Raw genomic sequence first — 19,154 nt, forward strand, 5'->3', positions numbered from 1 at the left:
GAGGTGAGACCCGGAACGAGGAAGGGCCCCGGTCCGAAGACCGGGGCCCTTTTCTGAGCGGACGACGAGGCTCGAACTCGCGACCTCAACCTTGGCAAGGTTGCGCTCTACCAACTGAGCTACGTCCGCCTGCCGCCACCCGGCTTTCACCGAGTGGTGCGACCAATACCCTACCTGATCGTTTCCGATCGAAGTGGCGGTATTGGAGAGCGGGTGACAGGAATCGCACACTGCGCCTCCCCCTTGGAAAGGGGGCGCTCTACTACTGAGCTACACCCGCGCGCTTCGTGAGGTTTCCCGGGGGCTCCCTCGCGGCGTGATGTGAACTCTAGCCGATCACCCGGGGTGCATGGCAAGTCGGGAGGTGCGGGGCCCCGGGCCGGGGGAGGGGCGGCCCGGTGTCACCCGAAGGTGGCGTTCAGCGCGCGGCGTTGAACGCTTCGTAGATCTTCTTGGGGATGCGGCCCTTGGCCGGCACCTCGAAGCCGTTGGACTCCGCCCAGGCCCGCACCGCGCGGGGGTCGGGGGGGACGGGTGTGCGGTGGTAGGTCTTGCCCGACTTCGCCCGCTTGCGTCCGGCTTCGACGAAGGGGGCCAGTTCGGTGCGGAGGCGCTTGGCGTTGTCGGTGGTCAGGTCGATCTCGTAGGACCTGCCGTCGAGGCCGAAGGTGACCGTTTCCGCCGCTTCTCCGCCGTCGATGTCATCGGAGAGTGTGACCACTACGCGCTGTGCCACGGATATCGGTCCTTCCTTCAGGAACATTAAAGGGATCACCCGGCATTACCGCGTTCTGTGCGGGTCCGCTGACAAGTACGGGCGGGTCGCCGGAGGGCGACAAGCCGGTATACGGGCGAGTCCGGATAGGGGGCGGGTTCACATTCTGCTGCGGTTCTGCTGCTGTTCTGCCGAGCTTCTGCCGGGGTTCTGCTGCGCTTCCGGTGTGCTTCCGCTGTCCTTCGGATCGCGACGGGCGCACGGAGATTGTGGGCCGGCGGAATTCAGATCGGCTTCCGGCTGCAATCGGGACCATACTTTTTTCCCGGCCGTTTTCCCAGTGCTACGCGAAGTCCCAACAGGATCGTCACCTATATCAACGCGCGTAGATTCTCATGGCGGGTACGCTGGCCAGCGCAGCGCCCCGCTAAGCACTAGGAGTACCCCGTGGCTCGCGTCGTGGTCGACGTCATGCTGAAGCCGGAGATCCTCGACCCCCAAGGACAGGCGGTGCACCGTGCACTGCCCCGCCTGGGCTTCGAAGGAATCTCCGATGTCCGCCAGGGCAAGCGCTTCGAGCTGGAAGTGGAGGGGCCCGTCGACCGGGCCGCCCTCGCCCGTATCCGTGAACTGGCCGAGACGTTTCTCGCCAACACCGTGATCGAGGACTTCACCGTCCGGGTCACGGATGACGAAGGCGTCGAACGCCCGGCCGAGGCGGATGCCGACTCCGAAGGAGCCGTGGCGTGACCACCCGTATCGGCGTCGTCACATTTCCCGGCTCCCTCGACGACCGTGACGCGCAGCGCGCCATCGGCATCGCTGGGGGTGAACCCGTCGCGCTGTGGCACCGCGACAAGGACCTGCACCAGGTGGACGCCGTCGTTCTGCCGGGCGGATTCTCCTACGGCGACTATCTGCGGTGCGGCGCAATTGCCCGCTTCTCGCCCGTCATGCGGACGGTCATCGAACAGGCGAAGGCCGGAATGCCGGTGCTCGGCATCTGCAATGGCTTCCAGGTCCTGTGCGAATCCCATCTGCTGCCGGGCGCGTTGACGCGCAACGACCATCTGCACTTCGTCTGCCGCGACCAGCGGCTGACCGTCGAGAACGCGGAGACCGCGTGGACCCTCGACTACGCGCGCGGCCAGGAGATCACCGTCCCCCTCAAGAACGGTGAGGGCGGCTACGTCGCCGACGAGCGCACGCTCGACGCGCTGGCGGCCGAGGGCCGGATCGTCGCCCGCTACGAGGGCGGCAACCCCAATGGCTCGCGGCGCGACATCGCCGGAATCACCAACGAGGCCGGGAACGTGGTCGGCCTCATGCCCCACCCCGAGCACGCCGTCGAGGCCCTGACCGGACCGACCACCGACGGGCTCGGTTTCTTCACCTCGGCCTTGAAGAAGCTGGTCGCCTCATGACTCCGCAGAGCACTTCCCCGGGCAGCACCTCCCCGGGCCTGGACACCGTCGAGCACGCGGCGCAGACTCCCGAAACCGACCTTCCCTGGGCCGAACTGGGCCTCAAGGAGGACGAGTACGCGCGGGTGCGCGAGATCCTCGGCCGCCGCCCGACCGGCGCCGAGCTGGCGATGTACTCCGTCATGTGGTCCGAGCACTGCTCGTACAAGAGCAGCAAGGTCCACCTCAAGCAGTTCGGCGAGAAGGCCCCCACCGAGGGGCCCGGCGCCGAGGCGATGCTCGTCGGCATCGGCGAGCAGGCGGGCGTGGTGGACGTCGGCCAGGGCTACGCGGTCACCTTCAAGGTCGAGTCGCACAACCACCCCTCCTACGTGGAGCCCTACCAGGGCGCGGCCACCGGCATCGGCGGCATCGTGCGCGACATCATCGCCATGGGCGCCCGCCCCGTCGCGGTGATGGACCCGCTGCGCTTCGGCGCCGCCGACCACCCCGACACCAAGCGCGTCCTGCCCGGCGTCGTGGCCGGCATCGGCGGCTACGGCAACTGCCTGGGCCTGCCCAACATCGGCGGCGAGGTCGTCTTCGACGCCTGCTACCAGGGGAACCCGCTGGTCAACGCGCTGTGCGTGGGCGTCATGAAGCACGAGGACATCCACCTGGCGAAGGCCGCCGGCACCGGCAACAAGGTCATCCTCTACGGCGCCCGCACCGGCGGCGACGGCATCGGCGGTGCCTCGATCCTGGCCTCCGAGACCTTCGAGGCCACCGACGGCAAACCCGCCAAGCGCCCCGCCGTGCAGGTCGGCGACCCCTTCCAGGAGAAGCTGCTCATCGAGTGCACCCTGGAGGCGTTCCACGCCGACCTCGTCGTCGGCATCCAGGACCTGGGCGCCGCCGGGCTCTCCTGCGCCACCAGCGAGCTGGCCTCCAACGGCTCGGGCGGCATGCAGGTCGAGCTGGACACCGTGCCGCTGCGCGACTCCTCGCTCTCCCCCGAGGAGATCCTGATGAGCGAGTCCCAGGAGCGCATGTGCGCGGTGGTCGAGCCCGGCAAGGTCGAACGCTTCCTGGAGATCTGCGAGAAGTGGGAGGTCACGGCCACCGTCATCGGTGAGGTCACCGAGGGCGACCGGCTGGAGATCTTCTGGCACGGCGAGAAGATCGTCGATGTCGATCCGAAGACCGTCGCGCACGAGGGCCCCGTCTACCAGCGCCCCTACGCGCGCCCCGAATGGCAGGACGCGCTCCAGGCCGACGACCCGGCCAAGCTCCCCCGCCCCGCGGACGGCAAGGAGCTGCGCGCCGCCACGCTCGCCCTGCTCTCCTCGCCCAACCAGGCCGCCAAGTCCTGGATCACCGACCAGTACGACCGCTATGTCCTCGGTGACACCGTCCTCGCGCAGCCCGAGGACAGCGGCATGATCCGCATCGACGCCGGGACGGGCCTCGGTGTCGCCGTCTCCACCGACGGCAACGGCCGCTACGCCAAACTCGACCCGTACGAGGGAGCGCGGCTGGCGCTCGCGGAGTCGTACCGCAACGTCGCCGCGACCGGCGCGCGCCCCCTCGCCGTCACCGACTGCCTCAACTTCGGCTCGCCCGAGGACCCGGCGGCCATGTGGCAGTTCGCCGAGGCGTGCCGTGGACTGGCCGACGCCTGCCGCGAGTTGGGCACGCCCGTGACCGGCGGCAACGTCTCGCTCTACAACCAGACCGGCGAGGCGGCGATCAACCCCACGCCTGTCGTCGGCGTCCTCGGTGTCATCGACGATGTGGCCCGCCGCACCCCCATGGGCTTCGGCGCCGAGGGCCAGCTCGTCTACCTCCTGGGCGACACCGAGGAGGAGCTGGGCGGCTCGGCCTGGTCGCAGGTAGCCCACGGCCACCTGGGCGGACGCCCGCCCAAGGTGGACCTGGAGCGGGAGCGGCTGCTGGCCGAGATCCTCATCTCCGCCTCCCGGGACGGCATGGCGGACGCCGCGCACGACCTGTCGGACGGCGGCCTGGTGCAGGCGCTGGCCGAGTCCTGCCTCAAGGGCGGCCGGGGCGTGCGGATCCTCGTCCCGGACGGGATCGACCCCTTCGTCTTCCTCTTCTCCGAGTCGCAGGGCCGCGCGCTGGTGGCGATCCCGCGCAGCGAGGAGGTCCGCTTCACCGACATGTGCGCGGCCCGCGGCATGCCCGCCGCCCGCATCGGCGTCGTGGACGGCGAAGACCTGGAGATCCAGGGCCAGTTCAGCATCCCGCTGACGGAGCTGCGCCACGAGCACGAGGCGACCCTCCCGAGCCTGTTCGCCTGAGAACGAGGGCTTTCGTCTGAGAACGAGAGCAACAGTGGGCGCCCGTACGGGAATTCCGTACGGGCGCCCGCCTGTGCCTGCGGCCCTGGGGGCTCTACCTCTGCGCGGTGGGCCGTACGACGAGGTCGTTCACATCGACATCGTCCGGCTGTTCGATCGCGAAGGCGATGGCCCGGGCCACCGCGTCCGGTGCGAGCGCGCTCTCGGCCATCAGCTTCTTGATCTCGGCCTTCATCGCCGGGTCCATGCGCTCCGCGAAGTCCGTGCGGACGGCGCCGGGGGAGACGACGGTCACGCGCAGGCTGTCCCCGGCCTCCTGGCGCAGCCCCTCGGAGAGGGTGCGGACGGCGTTCTTCGTGGCCGCGTAGACCGTCTGCGTGGGGACGATGCGCAGCCCCGAGGTGGAGACGGTGTGCACGAAATGGCCCGAGCCCCGTTCGCGGAAGACGGGGAGGGCGGCGGCGATTCCGTACAGCACGCCCTTGAGGTTGACGTCGATCATCTCGTCCCAGTCCTCGACGCGCAGCTCGTCCAGGGGGGAGATGAGGCCGACCCCGGCGTTGCTGACGAGGACATCGAGCGTGCCGTACCGCTCGCAGGCCAGCTCGACGAGACGGGACAAGTCAGCGCGCCGCGTCACGTCCGTGGGGGCCCAGGTGGCGGTGCCGCCCGCCTGTTCGATGCGGGTGGCCAGGGCCTCCAGGCGCTCGGTGCGCCGCGCCCCGAGGACGACCTTCGCGCCGCGCTCGGCGAGCAGGAGGGCGGTCGCCTCACCGATGCCGCTGCCCGCGCCGGTGATCGCCACGACTTTGCCCTCGATGCCTTCAACGTCCCCGACGCCTTCAACGCCGTCGATTCCTTCCATGCCGTCGATTGCTGACACGAGCAGTCCTTTCAGAGGGGGCCGTGGGCCGGAGGGGGCCCACGCCGGCCACCGGGCGGGCCGAATGAGGCCGTAGAGCGGCACAGAGGCCGAAAGAGGGCCGGTGGAGAAGCCCAGTGGAGGGGCGGGAGCGGGATATGGGCAGGCCGGGCCATGCCCTACAGTGAAGTGGAGGCTCCGCCGCTTCACCTGTCGGACAATAACTGGCCGTGCCTCCACTTAGCAACCGGCAACGAGGAGGCAGTCGCTGATGGGACGGGACGCGGGACGTCCACTGCGGGCCGACGCGCGGCGCAACCGGGAGAAGATCCTGGCCGCGGCGGTACGCGTGTTCACCGAGGAGGGGCTGGAGGCGCACTTCGAGCGCATCGCCAAAGAGGCAGGGGTGGGCACCGGCACGCTCTACCGCAACTTCCCGACCCGGGAGTCCCTGGTCGAGGCCGCCTACCGCAACGAGGTCGCCCAGCTGTGCGACGCGGCCCCCGCACTCTTGGAGACGCTGCCGCCCGAGGAGGCCCTGCGCGCATGGACGCGCCGCTTCATCGACTACGCCACCGCCAAACTCGGCATGGCCGAAGCGCTCAGAGCCCTGGTCGCCTCGGGGACCGACCCGCACCCCGAGAGCCACGAGCTGATCCAGGCGGCCCTCACCACGCTCCTGGAAGCGGGGGTCGCCGCCGGTTCGCTCCGCTCCGACATCCGGGCGAGCGACATGTTCGCCGCCCTCGCGGGCATCGCCCTCACCTCGGGCCGGCCCGAGCAGCGCGACCAGGCCGAACGCCTCCTCGACCTCACCCTCGACGGTCTGGGGTCCAGGCGGGCGGCCAGCCGCTAATCTCACGGCTATGCCGCCCGCGAAGCGAACCACCGGAACCCCCGCAGGAAGAGACCGGAAACCTCGTACATACGCCCCGGCACGGATGCGCATGGCGCTCGTCAACCAGGTCGAGGCCGTGGCCGACGCCGCGCACCGGCTCTCGCCCGAGCAGCGCGCGCTGCCCTCCGGGCTCCCGGGCTGGGACGTCCACCATCTGCTGGTGCACATCGCGCTCCAGATCGACGCCGTGCCCCGCTATCTGGCCGGGCCGGGCTCCGCCGCCACAGCCCCCGAGGTCTCCCTCTCCCGCTGGGCCGTCTCGACCGCGGCGCATGCGGACACCCTGGACGAGGAGACGCGCGCCGAGGCCGCCGGGGCCGCCGACGGCGCGGTGCGCATCGATGAGGCCGTCGCCGACCTGGAGCCGGTCATCGAGTCCGCCGTACGCGAGGACCTGCTGGTCCCGCACGGGTTCGGCGCGATGCGGATGCTCGACTTCACCGTGACGCGGCTGGTCGAACTGGTCGTCCACAGCGACGATCTGGCCCGCGCGACGGGGATCCGGGTGGGCCTGGACCGCCAGGCGCTGGCCGCGACGGTCCGGCTGCTGGCCGACGCGCTGGCCGCGAAGGCGCCGGGCGGCTCCGTCGAGGTGCGGATCCCGCCGTTCGCAGTCGTACAGGCGATCGAAGGCCCCCGGCATACCCGGGGCACCCCGCCGAACGTCGTGGAAGCCGACCCGGTCACCTGGCTGCGACTCGCCACCGGCCGCCTGACCTGGGACGAAGCGCTCGCCTCCGGCCAGCTGTCGGCCAGTGGCGAGCGCTCGGACCTGACCGCCGTGCTGCCAGTACTGGGCTGAAGGTCACAGGTCCCCGGTTCGGCGCAGCCGGGTGTCTGTCCTAGACTCGATGACGTGCCACGTGGTGACGGACGACTCAACCACGACCTCCTCCCCGGCGAGAAGGGCCCCCAGGACGCATGCGGCGTCTTCGGCGTCTGGGCTCCGGGTGAAGAGGTCGCGAAGCTCACATATTTCGGCCTCTACGCACTGCAGCACCGCGGTCAGGAGTCCGCGGGCATTGCGGTCAGCAACGGCTCCCAGATTCTCGTCTTCAAGGACATGGGCCTGGTCTCCCAGGTCTTCGACGAAACCTCGCTCGGTTCCCTGCGCGGCCACATCGCCGTGGGTCACGCGCGCTACTCGACCACCGGCGCCTCGGTCTGGGAGAACGCCCAGCCCACCTTCCGCGCCACCGCCCACGGCTCCATCGCCCTGGGTCACAACGGCAACCTCGTCAACACCGCCGAGCTGGCCGAGCTGGTCGCCGGGCTGGCCACCACCGGCAACGGGCGGGCGACGCAGGTGGCGGCCACCAACGACACCGACCTGGTCACCGCGCTGCTCGCGGGCCAGACCAGCGAGGACGGCACCCCGCTCACCGTCGAAGAGGCGGCCCCGCTGGTGCTCCCGCGGGCCAAGGGCGCCTTCTCCATGGTCTTCATGGACGAGAACACGCTCTACGCGGCCCGCGACGCCCAGGGCATCCGCCCGCTGGTCCTCGGCCGCCTGGAGCGCGGCTGGGTCGTCGCCAGCGAGACCTCGGCCCTGGACATCGTCGGCGCGAGCTTCATCCGCGAGATCGAGCCGGGCGAACTCGTCGCCATCGACGAGGACGGACTGCGCTCCCAGCGCTTCGCCGAAGCAAAGCCGAAGGGCTGCGTCTTCGAGTACGTCTACCTCGCGCGCCCCGACACCGACATCGCGGGCCGCAATGTGTACCTCTCCCGGGTGGAGATGGGCCGCAGGCTCGCGGCCGAGGCCCCGGCCGACGCCGACCTGGTCATAGCGACCCCGGAGTCCGGCACGCCCGCCGCGGTCGGCTACGCCGAGGCGAGCGGCATCCCCTACGGTTCGGGCCTGGTCAAGAACAGCTACGTCGGCCGGACCTTCATCCAGCCCTCGCAGACCATCCGGCAGCTGGGCATCCGCCTCAAGCTCAATCCGCTCAAGGAAGTCATCCGCGGCAAGCGGCTGGTCGTCGTCGACGACTCGATCGTGCGGGGCAACACCCAGCGCGCGCTGGTGCGGATGCTGCGGGAGGCCGGGGCCGCCGAGGTCCATGTGCGGATCAGCTCGCCGCCGATCAAGTGGCCCTGCTTCTTCGGCATCGACTTCGCCACCCGCGCCGAACTGATCGCCAACGGGCTCTCCGTCGAGGAGATCGGCAAGTCGCTCGGCGCCGACTCGCTGTCCTACATCTCCATCGACGGCATGATCGAGTCCACGACGATCCCCAAGCGGGAGCTGTGCCGGGCGTGCTTCGACGGCGAGTACCCGATGGAGCTGCCCGACCCCGAGCTGCTGGGCAAGCACCTGCTGGAGGTCGAGACGGGCAGCGATGTCGATGGCGTGAAGACCCTCGCCACCGGCGTCGGCGCCGCGGACGCGCTGAAGCGCCCTTAGCCCTTGGCGATGCCCCGCCCCCAGCCCTTCCGTTCGCCCCGTCGTCCGCCCCTCTGTTCGGGCATCGCTTCCCGGCCGAGGGCCGGGCGGGTCCGGGGAACGAAGCGGTCCGGGGGCGGAGCCCCGGCGTGTCCCTGAAGGAACAGGGCGCGGCGCGGGGCACAGGGGCCGATGCCACCACCTCAGCCACAGATGAGAGACACCTACCGATGACGAACAGCCCGGGCCAAGGCGCCAGCTACGCCGCCGCAGGCGTGGACATCGAGGCCGGCGACCGCGCCGTGGACCTCATGAAGGAGTGGGTCAAGAAGACCCAGCGCCCCGAGTCGCTCGGCGCACTGGGCGGCTTCGCCGGCCTCTTCGACGCGTCCCGGCTCAAGGACTACACCCGCCCCCTCCTGGCGTCGGCCACCGACGGCGTGGGCACCAAGGTCGCGGTGGCCCAGCGGATGGACGTGCACGACACCATCGGCCACGACCTGGTGGCGATGGTCGTGGACGACCTGGTGGTGTGCGGCGCCGAGCCGCTGTTCATGACGGACTACATCTGCGTCGGCAAGGTCGTCCCCGAGCGCGTCGCGCGGATCGTGAAGGGCATCGCCGAGGGCTGCGTCCTGGCCGGCTGCTCCCTGATCGGCGGCGAGACGGCCGAGCACCCGGGCCTGCTGGGCCCCGACGACTACGACGTGGCGGGCGCCGGCACGGGCGTGGTCGAGGCGGATGCCGTGCTGGGCGCGGACCGTATCCGTTCGGGGGACGCCGTGATCGCGATGGCCTCCTCCGGCCTTCACTCGAACGGGTACTCGCTGGTGCGGCACGTGGTCTTCGACCGGGCCGGCTGGTCCCTGGAGCGGGAGGTCCCCGAGTTCGGCCGCACCCTGGGGGAGGAGCTGCTGGAGCCGACGAAGATCTACTCCCTGGACTGCCTGGAGCTGACCCGCAGGACCGAGGTGCACGCCTTCTCGCACATCACCGGCGGCGGCCTGGCCGGCAACCTGGCCCGAGTGGTCCCCGAGGGCCTGCACGCCACCGTGGACCGGGCGACATGGACGCCGGGAGCGGTCTTCGACGTCGTCGGCAGCGTGGGCGAGGTGGCCCGCGAGGAGCTGGAGAAGACGCTGAACATGGGCGTCGGCATGGTCGCCGTCGTCCCGCCCGAATCGGTGAATGTGACGCTCGCCACTCTCGCGGACCGTGGCGTGGACGCGTGGGTCGCGGGTGAGATCACCGAACGCGGCGACCGGAGCGAAGCCGTCACCCTCACCGGGGACCATGCGCGCTGAGCCCGCTCACCCGGAGGCCCCGCGCCTCCGGGGCCCGGTCGGGGGCCGGAGCGCCGCGGGCCGCCCGGCGGCGCACGTGCGGCCCGCAGGCCGCGGGCACGCCGGAACCGGGCCCGGCATGGCGGAGCGGGGCAGGTCGGATCGCCGGCTCGCCGTCAGACCCCGGGGAATGACCCCCGAAGATGCCCCCGGGCATATCAGAACCCGGCCCGGCGGTTGCCGGACCGGGTCACTGCGGGTGAACGTCAGGCGCCGCGGCGTTTCGACTGCGGAGCCGACGATCCGGACGAACCATCGTCGTCCTCGTCGTCGTTGTACAGATCCGCGTACTGCGCGTACGGATCGTCCTGCTCATCGTCCTCGACGGGCTCGCCATTCTTCTGCGGCTCGTTCGATGTCGATGCGCCCAGCTCCTCGGCCAGGCGCGATAGGTCTGTCCCACCGCTGTTGTACTTCAGCTGGCGGGCGACCTTCGTCTGCTTGGCCTTGGCCCGGCCGCGCCCCATGGCTCGACCCCCTCAACGACGGGGCTCGACGGCCCCAGAGTCTTGACACGCGTTCATGATTCATATCGGTCTCCCGTGGGAGAGACCGGCACTCAGGGCTTCAACGGTACCTGCTTCCGCGGCCGTACGGTACGTCGCCCGCACGACACGGCCGCCGTGCGACGCGCCCGATGACCTTCCTCGTGCTGGTCGGTTGCGATTTTACCTTCCTGTGGCGGATCGGCCCGCCGCGGGGTCGTGAAACGGCTCTCACCTGCCCATGCGCTGCTCCGCGAGCCGGTCGGCGGCCACCACCGGAGGCACTCCGTCCGCCTCGGCGCGGTCGAAGATCTCCACCGTGGTGTCGAAGATCTTGGCGGCCTTTGCCTTAGCACGTGCGAAGTCGAAGCCGTGCAGCTCGTCCGCGACCTGGATCACGCCGCCCGAGTTCACGACGTAGTCGGGCGCGTAGAGGATCCCGCGCTCGGCGAGGTCCTTCTCGACACCCGGGTGCGCGAGCTGGTTGTTCGCGGCGCCGCAGACGGCCTTTGCGGTGAGAGCGGAGACCGTCTCCGCGTCCAGCGCGCCGCCGAGCGCGCAGGGCGCGTACACGTCCAGCTCCTCGGCCCTGACCAGCTCCTCGGTGCCGGCCGCGACACCGACCTCGGGGTGCGCGGCGAGCACCCGCCGCACCGACTCCTCGCGCACGTCGGTGATCACGACGCGCGCCCCGTCCTCCAGCAGGTGTTCGACCAGGTGGTGGCCGACCTTGCCGACACCGGCCACGCCCACCGTACGGCCGTGCAGCGTGGGGGCGCCCCACAGGCGCTGGGCGCTGGCGCGCATGCCCTGGAAGACACCGAAGGCGGTGAGGACCGAGGAGTCGCCGGCGCCGCCGTTGGCGGGGGAGCGGCCGGTGGTCCAGCGGCACTCCTGGGCGACGACATCCATGTCCTGGACGTAGGTACCGACGTCGCAGGCGGTGACGTACCGGCCGCCGAGAGAGGCCACGAAGCGGCCGTAGGCGCGCAGCAGGGCCTCGGTCTTGATCTGCTCGGGGTCGCCGATGATCACGGCCTTGCCGCCGCCGTGGTCGAGTCCGGCCAGCGCGTTCTTGTAGGACATGCCCCGAGCGAGGTTGAGCGCGTCGAGGACGGCGGCCTGCTCGGAGTCGGCCGCGTCCGCGTAGGCGTGGAAGCGCGTGCCGCCGAGCGCGGGGCCGAGGGCGGTGGAGTGCAGGGCGATGACGGCCTTGAGGCCGCTGGCCTGGTCCTGGCAGAGCACGACCTGCTCGTGGCCGCCCTGTTCGGAGTGGAAGAGGGTGCTGACCAGCGGGTCGCCGAGGCCGCCCGCTGTAGCGGGGACGCTGGGGGTGGGTGATACCTCGATCACGGTGGTGACTCCTGGGATCGCGTCGTAGCCCTCCGACGGGCCGCGCCGCTTGTGGCGGGTAAGGCCCAGGGAGGGCCGGTCGAGAGCAGCGTACGACCTGCGTATCGCGGGCACGTTGCGGTCCCATGATCGGGGTAGTCAACTGTCTTTCAAGCTTGTCCGAACCGGTCCTTGGAGGAAGCGCGTGGCTGAGAAAGCGTCGGTCATTGTCCCGTACGCGGCATATCTACGGGTCTATGAGCCGTTGGCCGCCTTTCCCGAGCCGGAACGGGCCCACTGGGTCGCGTACGCCAAGCAGGAGCGCTTCCCCAGCGCGCAGGACGAGATCCGCCGCGCGCTGGCCGACCTGCTCCCCGTGCCGCCCGTCGTGGTGCCGGAGCGGGAGAGCGCGGAGGCGTTCGTGGCGGAGGTGGACGGGGTGACCTGCGTGTGCCCCTGGCGGACCCGGCTGCGCAGCTGGCAGGCGCTCGCCGCGCTCACCCAGGCCACGGCCGACCGGGAGACGGACCTGCCGCCGCCCGTGCTCGACGCGGCGCTCCCGCCCGTCGTCCGACGTCAGGCCGCCGCCGACTACGAGCGGTGGCGGGAGCACAACCCGGACGCGCGGCCCTGGATCCGCACATCGGTGTGGCATGTGCCGGTCCGCTGGTTCGTCCTCTTCGCCGACGAAGACAGAGAGTTTGCGAAGCCGGAATCGGGTGAGGAGAGCGGACAGCAGTTCGTTCTCCGCTATCGCACGCCAATGGTCCAGGCGAGGCGCCGCCTCGCCAGAGGGCTGCGGGTGCTTCGCGAGGAGCTGGAGGAGGGACCGCTCATCGACGGGCTGGTAGATGTGGGCCGCTGGCTGGAGGAATTCCATCCGCGTTCCCTCGTCGAACTGGACTACGGCGGGCTGGCTCACGCGATCCCCGAGGAGCAGCTCGCGGGGGACCACTCCGCCGCCGATGTGGCGGAGGGTCTGGCCGCGCTCCGGGCGGGTGACGGTGAGCGGGCCGGCGAGGCGTACGAGCGGCTGACGGACCGCTGGCGGGTGGTCCGGGAACTCCAGTTCGCGAGTTGAAGCCGGATCGGGGCGTCTGGGACGAGGCAGGAGCGTCTAGGACCTACGTCCCGAACCGGGTTTTTGCCTCAAGCGTGATGGATTGCACTTAAAGGGGTCTTGCTCTCAGACCTACCCCTCGTGTCAAAATAGGACAAGGAGTCCGCGCAGGGCTCCTTCCGTCCAACTAAGGGCGGATAGATCGCTATTGCCCTCCTTGGTGGGTCTGGTGACCCCTGCTCCCGTTGTGACTGATCGTCACGGTGGTGTGACTGTCCGCTATAGGACGGTCCATCGGCTTCCGCCGAGGTTGAACACCTGAGAGGGCAATTCCATCGGTTTGGCCGACGTGGCTGGACAGATGGTGTAGTTGTAGTGCCGAGGACAAGCCGTTCGTCCTATAACCGACTCGGCTCGCGTCCGCCATATCGGGCAACGCGGGTCAAGGTGCAGAATTTAGAGGAAAGAACCGTGATGGTTCGGTTCTCCCGAGGAGGCCGCTCATGACCGCTCGCACCCCTGATGCCGAGCCGCTGTTGACCCCGGCTGAGGTTGCCACGATGTTCCGTGTGGACCCCAAGACGGTCACGCGCTGGGCAAAGGCGGGCAAGCTCACGTCCATCCGCACGCTCGGAGGACACCGCCGCTACCGCGAGGCGGAGGTTCGCGCTCTGCTGGCAGGAATTCCCCAGCAGCGCAGCGAGGCTTGATCAGGCGAAACAACCCCATATAGGGGCGTTTTCGGGGCCCCCTCCCCGTTCGTACGCCCATTGAGCACCATCCGACAGCCACTGCCCCAACAGTGCTTGTCTTGTGATCGCGCTGGACTCCGCCGGGTCCGGCGCGATCTTTTTATGCCCTCAAGACCGCTCAAGATCGCCGGTTCGAGGGGCAGTCGGGGCCGGCGGGGCGCGCGTGGGTCCCGCTGGTGGGTGCTGATCGAGCTTGGTCGGGTTCGTACGAACCTGCTGGCCTGACGTCCGGCCGACGAATATCTCCGCACGAGAAGGCGTTCCGTCGCCTCTTTCGGGGTGGCGGAACGGGGTAGTGCAATTGCACATATTAAATTGAGGGTGTGTGAGGGGGTCTCAAGTTCCCCGTCGGTACGACCGAATCGAGTGACACCCGTCACACCAGGAACATCTTGTGGTCGCCCGCGAACCTACGGTAATGAGTCAACAGGCCCCGAACGGTGGTCACTTGTCGGAAGAACCCTGTGGCACCGGCGTCCCGGCCGGCTCGGTCTGAGTCTCCATCGCCAGCCGCAGCAGCCGGTGACAGATGGGGCAGTGCCGGGTCATGTGGTGATAGCGCGTCGCCGCTGCCAGATGGGCGCGCAGGAGCGCCCTCGTCTCGTGCCGCCTAGGAGTGAAAGGAGCTGTCGCCATCCGCCGCACCTCCTTCAGTAGGGGTACCCCGGTACCGAGGGGCCGTCAACCGTCCTGACCGGCCAGGGAATCCGAGGGCGCAGGGGAGGGGCCGACGGGGCGCGGGTGGCCGCGGGGCGGCCTGGGTTGGCGGGGGGTTTCGCGGGGCGGGGCGAGGCGGCCGTTGTGCGGTTCTGAGGGGTTGTGCGGGGTTGTTCGGCGTGCGGTGCGGCTGCGCGGGGCTCGCGGGCGGGAGCTGTCCGCGGGTGCGCGTATAAGAGGCCCGCAGCCGGGGGCGGTTGCGGGTCTCTCGTCGTCTGTGGTCCTGACGGGACTTGCTGTGCTGTCGGCGGCTGCCGCCGCGGGCGCGGCCTCTGGGGGGTGCATGTGAAGAGGCCCGCAGCCGGGGGCGGTTGCGGGTCTCTCGTCGTCTGTGGTCCTGACGGGATTTGCTGTGTTGTCGGCGGCTGCCGCCGCGGGCGCGGCCTCTGGGGGGACACGCCAAGAGGCCCGCAACCGATTGTGGTTGCGGGCCTCTTACCTTCTGCGGTCCTGACGGGATTTGAACCCGCGGCCTCCACCTTGACAGGGTGGCGAGCACTCCAAGCTGCTCCACAGGACCTCGCGAAACGAGACTCTACAGCAGGCCGGGGGTGCGGTGCGAACTCACCCTGTGTGGTCGGGGGATTGCTTTCCGCTGCGGTCGGCGGTCACGGGGCTGCCGCGTCCACTGCCTTCACGATGCGCTTGTCCGAGACGGGGTAGGCCGTGCCCAGCGCGTGGGCGAAGTAGCTGACGCGCAGCTCCTCGATCATCCAGCGGATCTCCCGGGCGGCCTGCGGCACCGGGCGGCCCGGGGGGAACTGTTCCAGCAGCCACAGGTACTCGTCCCGCATCTCGTGCACCTTCGCCATCCTCGTCCGGTCCCGTTCCGCGTGGTGGGGAAGCTGCTGGAGGCGGCGGTCGGCGGCGACGAGGTAGCGCATCAGGTCGGACAGGCGGCCCGCGCCGTGTTCCGTGACGAAGCCCGGCTTGATGAGCGCGTCCAGCTGGGCGCGTACGTCGGCGACGGAGGAGGCCAGTACGGGGCTCGTCGTGGCCCGCAGCCTGCCCTCGCAGGAGTGCCAGGCCGCCAGCACCTCCTGCACCTGCTGGACGGTGCGCACGGTGGCGTCGACCAGGTCGGAGCGTACGGCGTCGAACAGCTTGCGGAAGGACTCCTCGTCCCAGGCCGGGCCGCCGTGGGCGGTGACGAGGCGATCGGCGGTCGCGGAGACGCAGTCCTCGAACAGGGCCTGCACGCTGCCGTGCGGGGAGCGGGAGAGGGCCAGCTTCTGCTGGTTGCTCAGCTTCGACTGGGCGAACTTGGCAGGGTCGGAGGGGAGGTTGAGCAGGATCAGACGGCGGGTGCCGCGCCACATCGCCTGGCGCTGCTCCGCCTCGGTGTCGTAGAGCCGCACCGCCACCGAGTCGCCCTCGTCGGCCAGCGCGGGGTACGCCTTCACGGGCTGGCCGGCGCGGCGGGTCTCGAAGGTGCGGGGGAGGGTGCCCAGCGTCCAGCTCGTCAGGCCGGTGCGCTGGAGGGCGGGGGTGGGGCCCGCGGCGTGCTGGGCGGGCGCGGTGGGCTCGCCGTCCGGGGACGGCTCCGCCGCCTTGCCGGCCCGGCCCCTGCCCGTCCTCGCGCGGGCCGCGGACTCGAACGCCTTGCTGAGGGCCTGCTGGGTCTGGGACCTGAGCCGGGTCTGGAGGGACTCCAGGTCCTTGCTCTCGGCCAGCTTGCGGCGCCGCTCGTCGGTGACCCGGAAGGTGATCTTGAGGTGGTCCGGCACCTTCGCCAGGTCGAAGTCCCGCGGCTCGACGGGGACGCCGACCATGCGCTTCAGCTCGCGCGCCAGGGTGTACGTCAGGGGTTCGGACCGTGTCCCGGGCTCTGATGTGGACTCGGCTGCCGGGCCGGTGGTCTCCAAGAAGCGCTTGGCGTAGTTGGGCGCGGGCACGTAGTGGCGGCGCACCGGCTTGGGGAGCGAGCGGATCAGCTCGGTGACCAGGTCCTCGCGCAGGCCCGGGATCTGCCAGTCGAAGAGGTCGGGCGTGACCTGGTTGAGGACCTGCAGCGGTACGTGGACGGTCACCCCGTCCGCGTCGGCCCCCGGCTCGAACTGGTAGGTCACCGGCAGGGCGAGGCCGCCTTGGCGCCACACGTCCGGGTAGTCGGAGGCGGAGATCTCCTCGGCCCGCTCGCTCAGCAGCATCGACTTCTCGAAGTTGAGCAGGTCGGGCTCTTCGCGGCGTTTCTTCTTCCACCAGGAGTCGAAGTGCGCCCCGGAGACGACATGTTCGGGCACGCGCTGGTCGTAGAAGTCGTACAGCGTCTCGTCGTCCACGAGGATGCCGCGGCGGCGGGCGCGGTGCTCCAGCTCCTCGACCTCCTCCAGCAGCTTGCGGTTGTCGTGGAAGAACTGGTGATGGGTGCGCCAGTCGCCCTCGACCAGGGCGTTGCGCAGGAACAGGTCGCGGGAGGTCTCCGGGTCGATCGTGCCGTAGCCGACCTTGCGCTGGGCCACGATGGGGATCCCGTACAGCGTCACCCGCTCGTACGCCACCACCGCGGCCTGCTTCTGCTCCCAGTGCGGCTCGCTGTAGGTGCGCTTGACCAGGTGCTGGGCCAGCGGCTCGATCCACTCGGGCTCGACCTTCGCGTTGACCCGCGCCCACAGCCGGGAGGTCTCCACCAGCTCGGCCGACATCACCCAGCGCGGCGGCTTCTTGAAGAGCGCGGAGCCCGGGAAGACGGCGAACTTGGCGCTGCGGGCGCCCAGATACTCGTTCTTCTCCGCCTCCTTGAGGCCCACGTGCGACAACAGCCCGGCGAGCAGCGACTGGTGGACGGCGTCGTCGCTCGCGTCCTGTTCGGACAGCTGGATCTTCATCGTCTTCGCCACCTGGCGAAGCTGGGTGTAGATGTCCTGCCACTCGCGTATCCGCATGTAGTTGAGGAACTCCGCCTTGCACATGCGGCGGAACGCGGAGGAGGACAGGGCCTTTTGCTGTTCGCGGACGTACCGCCACAGGTTCAGGAAGGTCAAAAAGTCGCTGCTGGTGTCCCTGAAGCGGGCGTGGTGCTGGTCGGCCTGCTGCTGCTTGTCGGCGGGGCGCTCGCGCGGATCCTGGATGGACAGGGCCGCCGCGATCACCATCACCTCGCGGGCACAGCCGTTCTTGTCGGCCTCCAGGACCATCCGGGCCAGCCGCGGATCCACCGGCAGCTGCGCGAGGCTGCGGCCCACCTTGGTGAGGGCACGCGAGGCGGGCTCCAGCGCGCCCAGCTCCTCCAGCAGTTGGACGCCGGCCTTGATGCTGCGGTGGTCCGGCGGGTCGATGAAGGGGAACTTCTCGATGTCGCCGAGGCCCGCCGCCGTCATCTGGAGGATGACCGAGGCCAGGTTGGTACGGAGGATCTCCGGGTCGGTGAACTCCTGCCGGGCGAGGAAGTCCTCCTCCGCGTACAGCCGGATACAGATGCCGTCCGAGGTGCGGCCCGAGCGGCCCTTGCGCTGGTTGGCGCTGGCCTGGCTGATCCGCTCGATCGGGAGGCGCTGCACCTTGGTGCGGTGGCTGTAGCGGGAGATGCGGGCCGTGCCCGGGTCGATGACGTACTTGATGCCCGGGACGGTCAGAGAGGTCTCGGCGACGTTGGTGGCCAGCACGATGCGGCGGTTGCCGTGCGGCTGGAAGACGCGATGCTGCTCGGCGTTGGACAGCCGGGCGTACAGGGGCAGGACCTCGGTCTCGTTGCCGGGTCTGTGGCCTGCCGCGCGCCGGAACTTCTTCTCCAGCGCGTCGGCGGTGTCGCGGATCTCCCGCTCCCCGGAGAGGAAGACGAGGATGTCGCCGGGGCCCTCGGCCTGCAACTCGTCCACCGCGTCGGAGATCGCGGTGACCTGGTCGCGGTCCGGCGCCTCGGAATCCTCCTCCAGCAGCGGCCGGTAGCGGACCTCCACCGGGTACGTCCGCCCGCTCACCTCGATGATCGGCGCGTCCCCGAAGTGCCGGGAGAAGCGCTCCGGGTCGATCGTCGCCGAGGTGATGACGACCTTCAGATCGGGGCGGCGGGGCAGCAGCTGGGCGAGGTAGCCGAGCAGGAAGTCGATGTTGAGGGAGCGCTCGTGCGCCTCGTCGATGATGATCGTGTCGTACTGGCGCAGCTCGCGGTCCTGCTGGATCTCCGCCAGCAGGATGCCGTCGGTCATCAGCTTCACCAGCGTGTGGTCCTTCACCTGGTCGGTGAAGCGGACCTTCCAGCCGACGGCCTCGCCCAGCTGCGAGCCCAGCTCCTCGGCCACCCGCTCGGCGACCGTGCGCGCGGCGATCCGGCGCGGCTGGGTGTGACCGATGACACCGTGGATGCCGCGGCCCAGCTCCATGCAGATCTTGGGGATCTGCGTCGTCTTGCCTGATCCGGTCTCGCCCGCGACGATCACCACCTGGTGGTCGCGGACGGCCGCCAGGATGTCGTCCTTCTTCTGGCTGACGGGCAGCTGCGCGGGATAGGTGATGCGCGGCAGCGCCTCGCGGCGGGCGGTGACGCGCAGCTCGGAACTGTCCATCGCGTCGGAGATCTCCGCCAGGACGGCAGCGCGTGCTTCCGCCTTGCGGATCTTCCGGGCACCCGCCAGCCGGCGGCCCAGGCGCTGCTGGTCCGCGAGCATCAGGTCGGGGAGACGGGTGGCGAGGGCTTCGGGAGAGCGAGGGGAAGTGGACATACCTTTCCCAGGATCTCATTCGGGGCGCGGCAGAGGCGAACGGTTTGGCCTCCGGCCGGGGCGCGGGAGCCGCGACATGGCGCGGCAACCGGGGTGCGGGCCGCTGCGTCGGTTTAGCCGTACGGGTATTTGTGCGGCCGGCCGCCGCTTCGGCCGCCGGGCCCGGCCCTTGCCCGCGGCCGGGGAGGAGCCGCGCTCCGGCGGGGCCCTGCCCGGCCG

Annotated in this window: 15 protein-coding genes and 3 tRNA genes; 9 read left to right on the forward strand and 9 right to left on the reverse strand. The window is 70.1% G+C overall.

The window, feature by feature from the left end; translation table 11 throughout:
* Positions 1–56: 56 nt before the first annotated feature.
* The 3 genes from ABD339_RS08485 to ABD339_RS08495 form a co-directional block, all read right to left on the reverse strand.
* Positions 57–129: transfer RNA gene (locus ABD339_RS08485), tRNA-Gly, on the reverse strand.
* Positions 130–208: 79 nt separating this feature from the next.
* A tRNA-Gly gene (locus tag ABD339_RS08490) sits at positions 209–280 on the reverse strand.
* A 138-nt stretch (positions 281–418) separates the two neighbouring features.
* Entirely contained in the window at positions 419–736 is a 318-nt protein-coding gene (locus ABD339_RS08495; RefSeq protein WP_344563850.1) for a histone-like nucleoid-structuring protein Lsr2, read from the reverse strand.
* A 426-nt stretch (positions 737–1,162) separates the two neighbouring features.
* Here ABD339_RS08495 and purS point away from each other — a divergent pair, with 426 nt between their 5' ends.
* Genes purS through purL form a run of 3 tightly spaced genes read left to right on the forward strand, consistent with a single transcriptional unit; the run spans position 1,163 to position 4,439 of the window.
* Entirely contained in the window at positions 1,163–1,465 is a 303-nt protein-coding gene (gene purS / locus ABD339_RS08500) for a phosphoribosylformylglycinamidine synthase subunit PurS (protein WP_344563852.1), read from the forward strand.
* The gene (purQ, locus tag ABD339_RS08505) at positions 1,462–2,139 is read left to right on the forward strand and encodes a phosphoribosylformylglycinamidine synthase subunit PurQ (RefSeq protein ID WP_344563854.1); all 678 of its coding nucleotides are present in this window, start codon (positions 1,462–1,464) and stop codon (positions 2,137–2,139) included. Before purS ends, purQ begins: the two co-directional genes overlap by 4 nt.
* Positions 2,136–4,439 carry a phosphoribosylformylglycinamidine synthase subunit PurL gene (gene purL / locus ABD339_RS08510; RefSeq protein WP_344563856.1) on the forward strand — a complete coding sequence of 768 codons (2,304 nt, stop codon included), beginning with the start codon at positions 2,136–2,138 and terminating at the stop codon, positions 4,437–4,439. The genes purQ and purL overlap by 4 nt, the downstream gene beginning before the upstream one ends.
* A 94-nt stretch (positions 4,440–4,533) precedes the next feature.
* On the opposite strand, the gene ABD339_RS08515 is transcribed toward purL, so the two are convergent.
* The gene (locus ABD339_RS08515; protein WP_344564419.1) at positions 4,534–5,304 is read right to left on the reverse strand and encodes an SDR family oxidoreductase; all 771 of its coding nucleotides are present in this window, start codon (positions 5,302–5,304) and stop codon (positions 4,534–4,536) included.
* Between the two features lie 268 nt (positions 5,305–5,572).
* On the opposite strand from ABD339_RS08515, the gene ABD339_RS08520 reads away from it, so the two are divergent.
* The 4 genes from ABD339_RS08520 to purM all read left to right on the forward strand — a co-directional run bounded on the left by ABD339_RS08520 (position 5,573) and on the right by purM (position 9,889).
* Positions 5,573–6,157, forward strand: coding sequence for a TetR/AcrR family transcriptional regulator (locus tag ABD339_RS08520; RefSeq protein ID WP_344563857.1), 585 nt, complete (start codon positions 5,573–5,575; stop codon positions 6,155–6,157).
* Between the two features lie 10 nt (positions 6,158–6,167).
* On the forward strand, positions 6,168–7,001 hold the full coding sequence (locus tag ABD339_RS08525) for a maleylpyruvate isomerase family mycothiol-dependent enzyme (RefSeq protein WP_344563858.1): 834 nt from the start codon (positions 6,168–6,170) through the stop codon (positions 6,999–7,001).
* Between the two features lie 54 nt (positions 7,002–7,055).
* Positions 7,056–8,606: an amidophosphoribosyltransferase gene (purF, locus tag ABD339_RS08530; protein WP_344563860.1), complete on the forward strand. Its 1,551-nt coding sequence runs from the start codon at positions 7,056–7,058 to the stop codon at positions 8,604–8,606.
* Positions 8,607–8,815: 209 nt separating this feature from the next.
* Complete coding sequence (purM, locus tag ABD339_RS08535) at positions 8,816–9,889, forward strand: phosphoribosylformylglycinamidine cyclo-ligase (protein ID WP_344563861.1); 1,074 nt, start codon at positions 8,816–8,818, stop codon at positions 9,887–9,889.
* A 245-nt stretch (positions 9,890–10,134) separates the two neighbouring features.
* On the opposite strand, the gene ABD339_RS08540 is transcribed toward purM, so the two are convergent.
* Positions 10,135–10,395 (reverse strand): DUF3073 domain-containing protein, encoded by a 261-nt coding sequence (locus ABD339_RS08540; RefSeq protein WP_344563863.1) that lies wholly within the window; start codon positions 10,393–10,395, stop codon positions 10,135–10,137.
* Positions 10,396–10,644: 249 nt separating this feature from the next.
* Positions 10,645–11,766, reverse strand: coding sequence for a Leu/Phe/Val dehydrogenase (locus tag ABD339_RS08545; protein WP_344563865.1), 1,122 nt, complete (start codon positions 11,764–11,766; stop codon positions 10,645–10,647).
* Positions 11,767–11,950: 184 nt separating this feature from the next.
* Between ABD339_RS08545 and ABD339_RS08550 the strand changes: the two genes are divergently transcribed.
* Entirely contained in the window at positions 11,951–12,826 is an 876-nt protein-coding gene (locus ABD339_RS08550; RefSeq protein WP_344563867.1) for a DUF8083 family protein, read from the forward strand.
* 482 nt (positions 12,827–13,308) lie between these two features.
* On the forward strand, positions 13,309–13,515 hold the full coding sequence (gene bldC, locus ABD339_RS08555; protein WP_003949541.1) for a developmental transcriptional regulator BldC: 207 nt from the start codon (positions 13,309–13,311) through the stop codon (positions 13,513–13,515).
* Between the two features lie 486 nt (positions 13,516–14,001).
* Here the strand turns inward: bldC and ABD339_RS08560 are convergent, their stop codons facing one another.
* The 3 genes from ABD339_RS08560 to hrpA form a co-directional block, all read right to left on the reverse strand.
* Positions 14,002–14,193, reverse strand: coding sequence for a DUF6274 family protein (locus tag ABD339_RS08560; RefSeq protein ID WP_344563869.1), 192 nt, complete (start codon positions 14,191–14,193; stop codon positions 14,002–14,004).
* A 526-nt stretch (positions 14,194–14,719) separates the two neighbouring features.
* A tRNA-Asp gene (locus ABD339_RS08565) sits at positions 14,720–14,794 on the reverse strand.
* An 88-nt stretch (positions 14,795–14,882) separates the two neighbouring features.
* Positions 14,883–18,935 carry an ATP-dependent RNA helicase HrpA gene (hrpA, locus tag ABD339_RS08570; RefSeq protein ID WP_344563871.1) on the reverse strand — a complete coding sequence of 1,351 codons (4,053 nt, stop codon included), beginning with the start codon at positions 18,933–18,935 and terminating at the stop codon, positions 14,883–14,885.
* Between the last annotated feature and the right edge of the window lie 219 nt (positions 18,936–19,154).

Origin of the sequence: Streptomyces axinellae, from assembly GCF_039532135.1 — a bacterium.
Lineage (GTDB): Bacteria > Actinomycetota > Actinomycetes > Streptomycetales > Streptomycetaceae > Streptomyces > Streptomyces axinellae.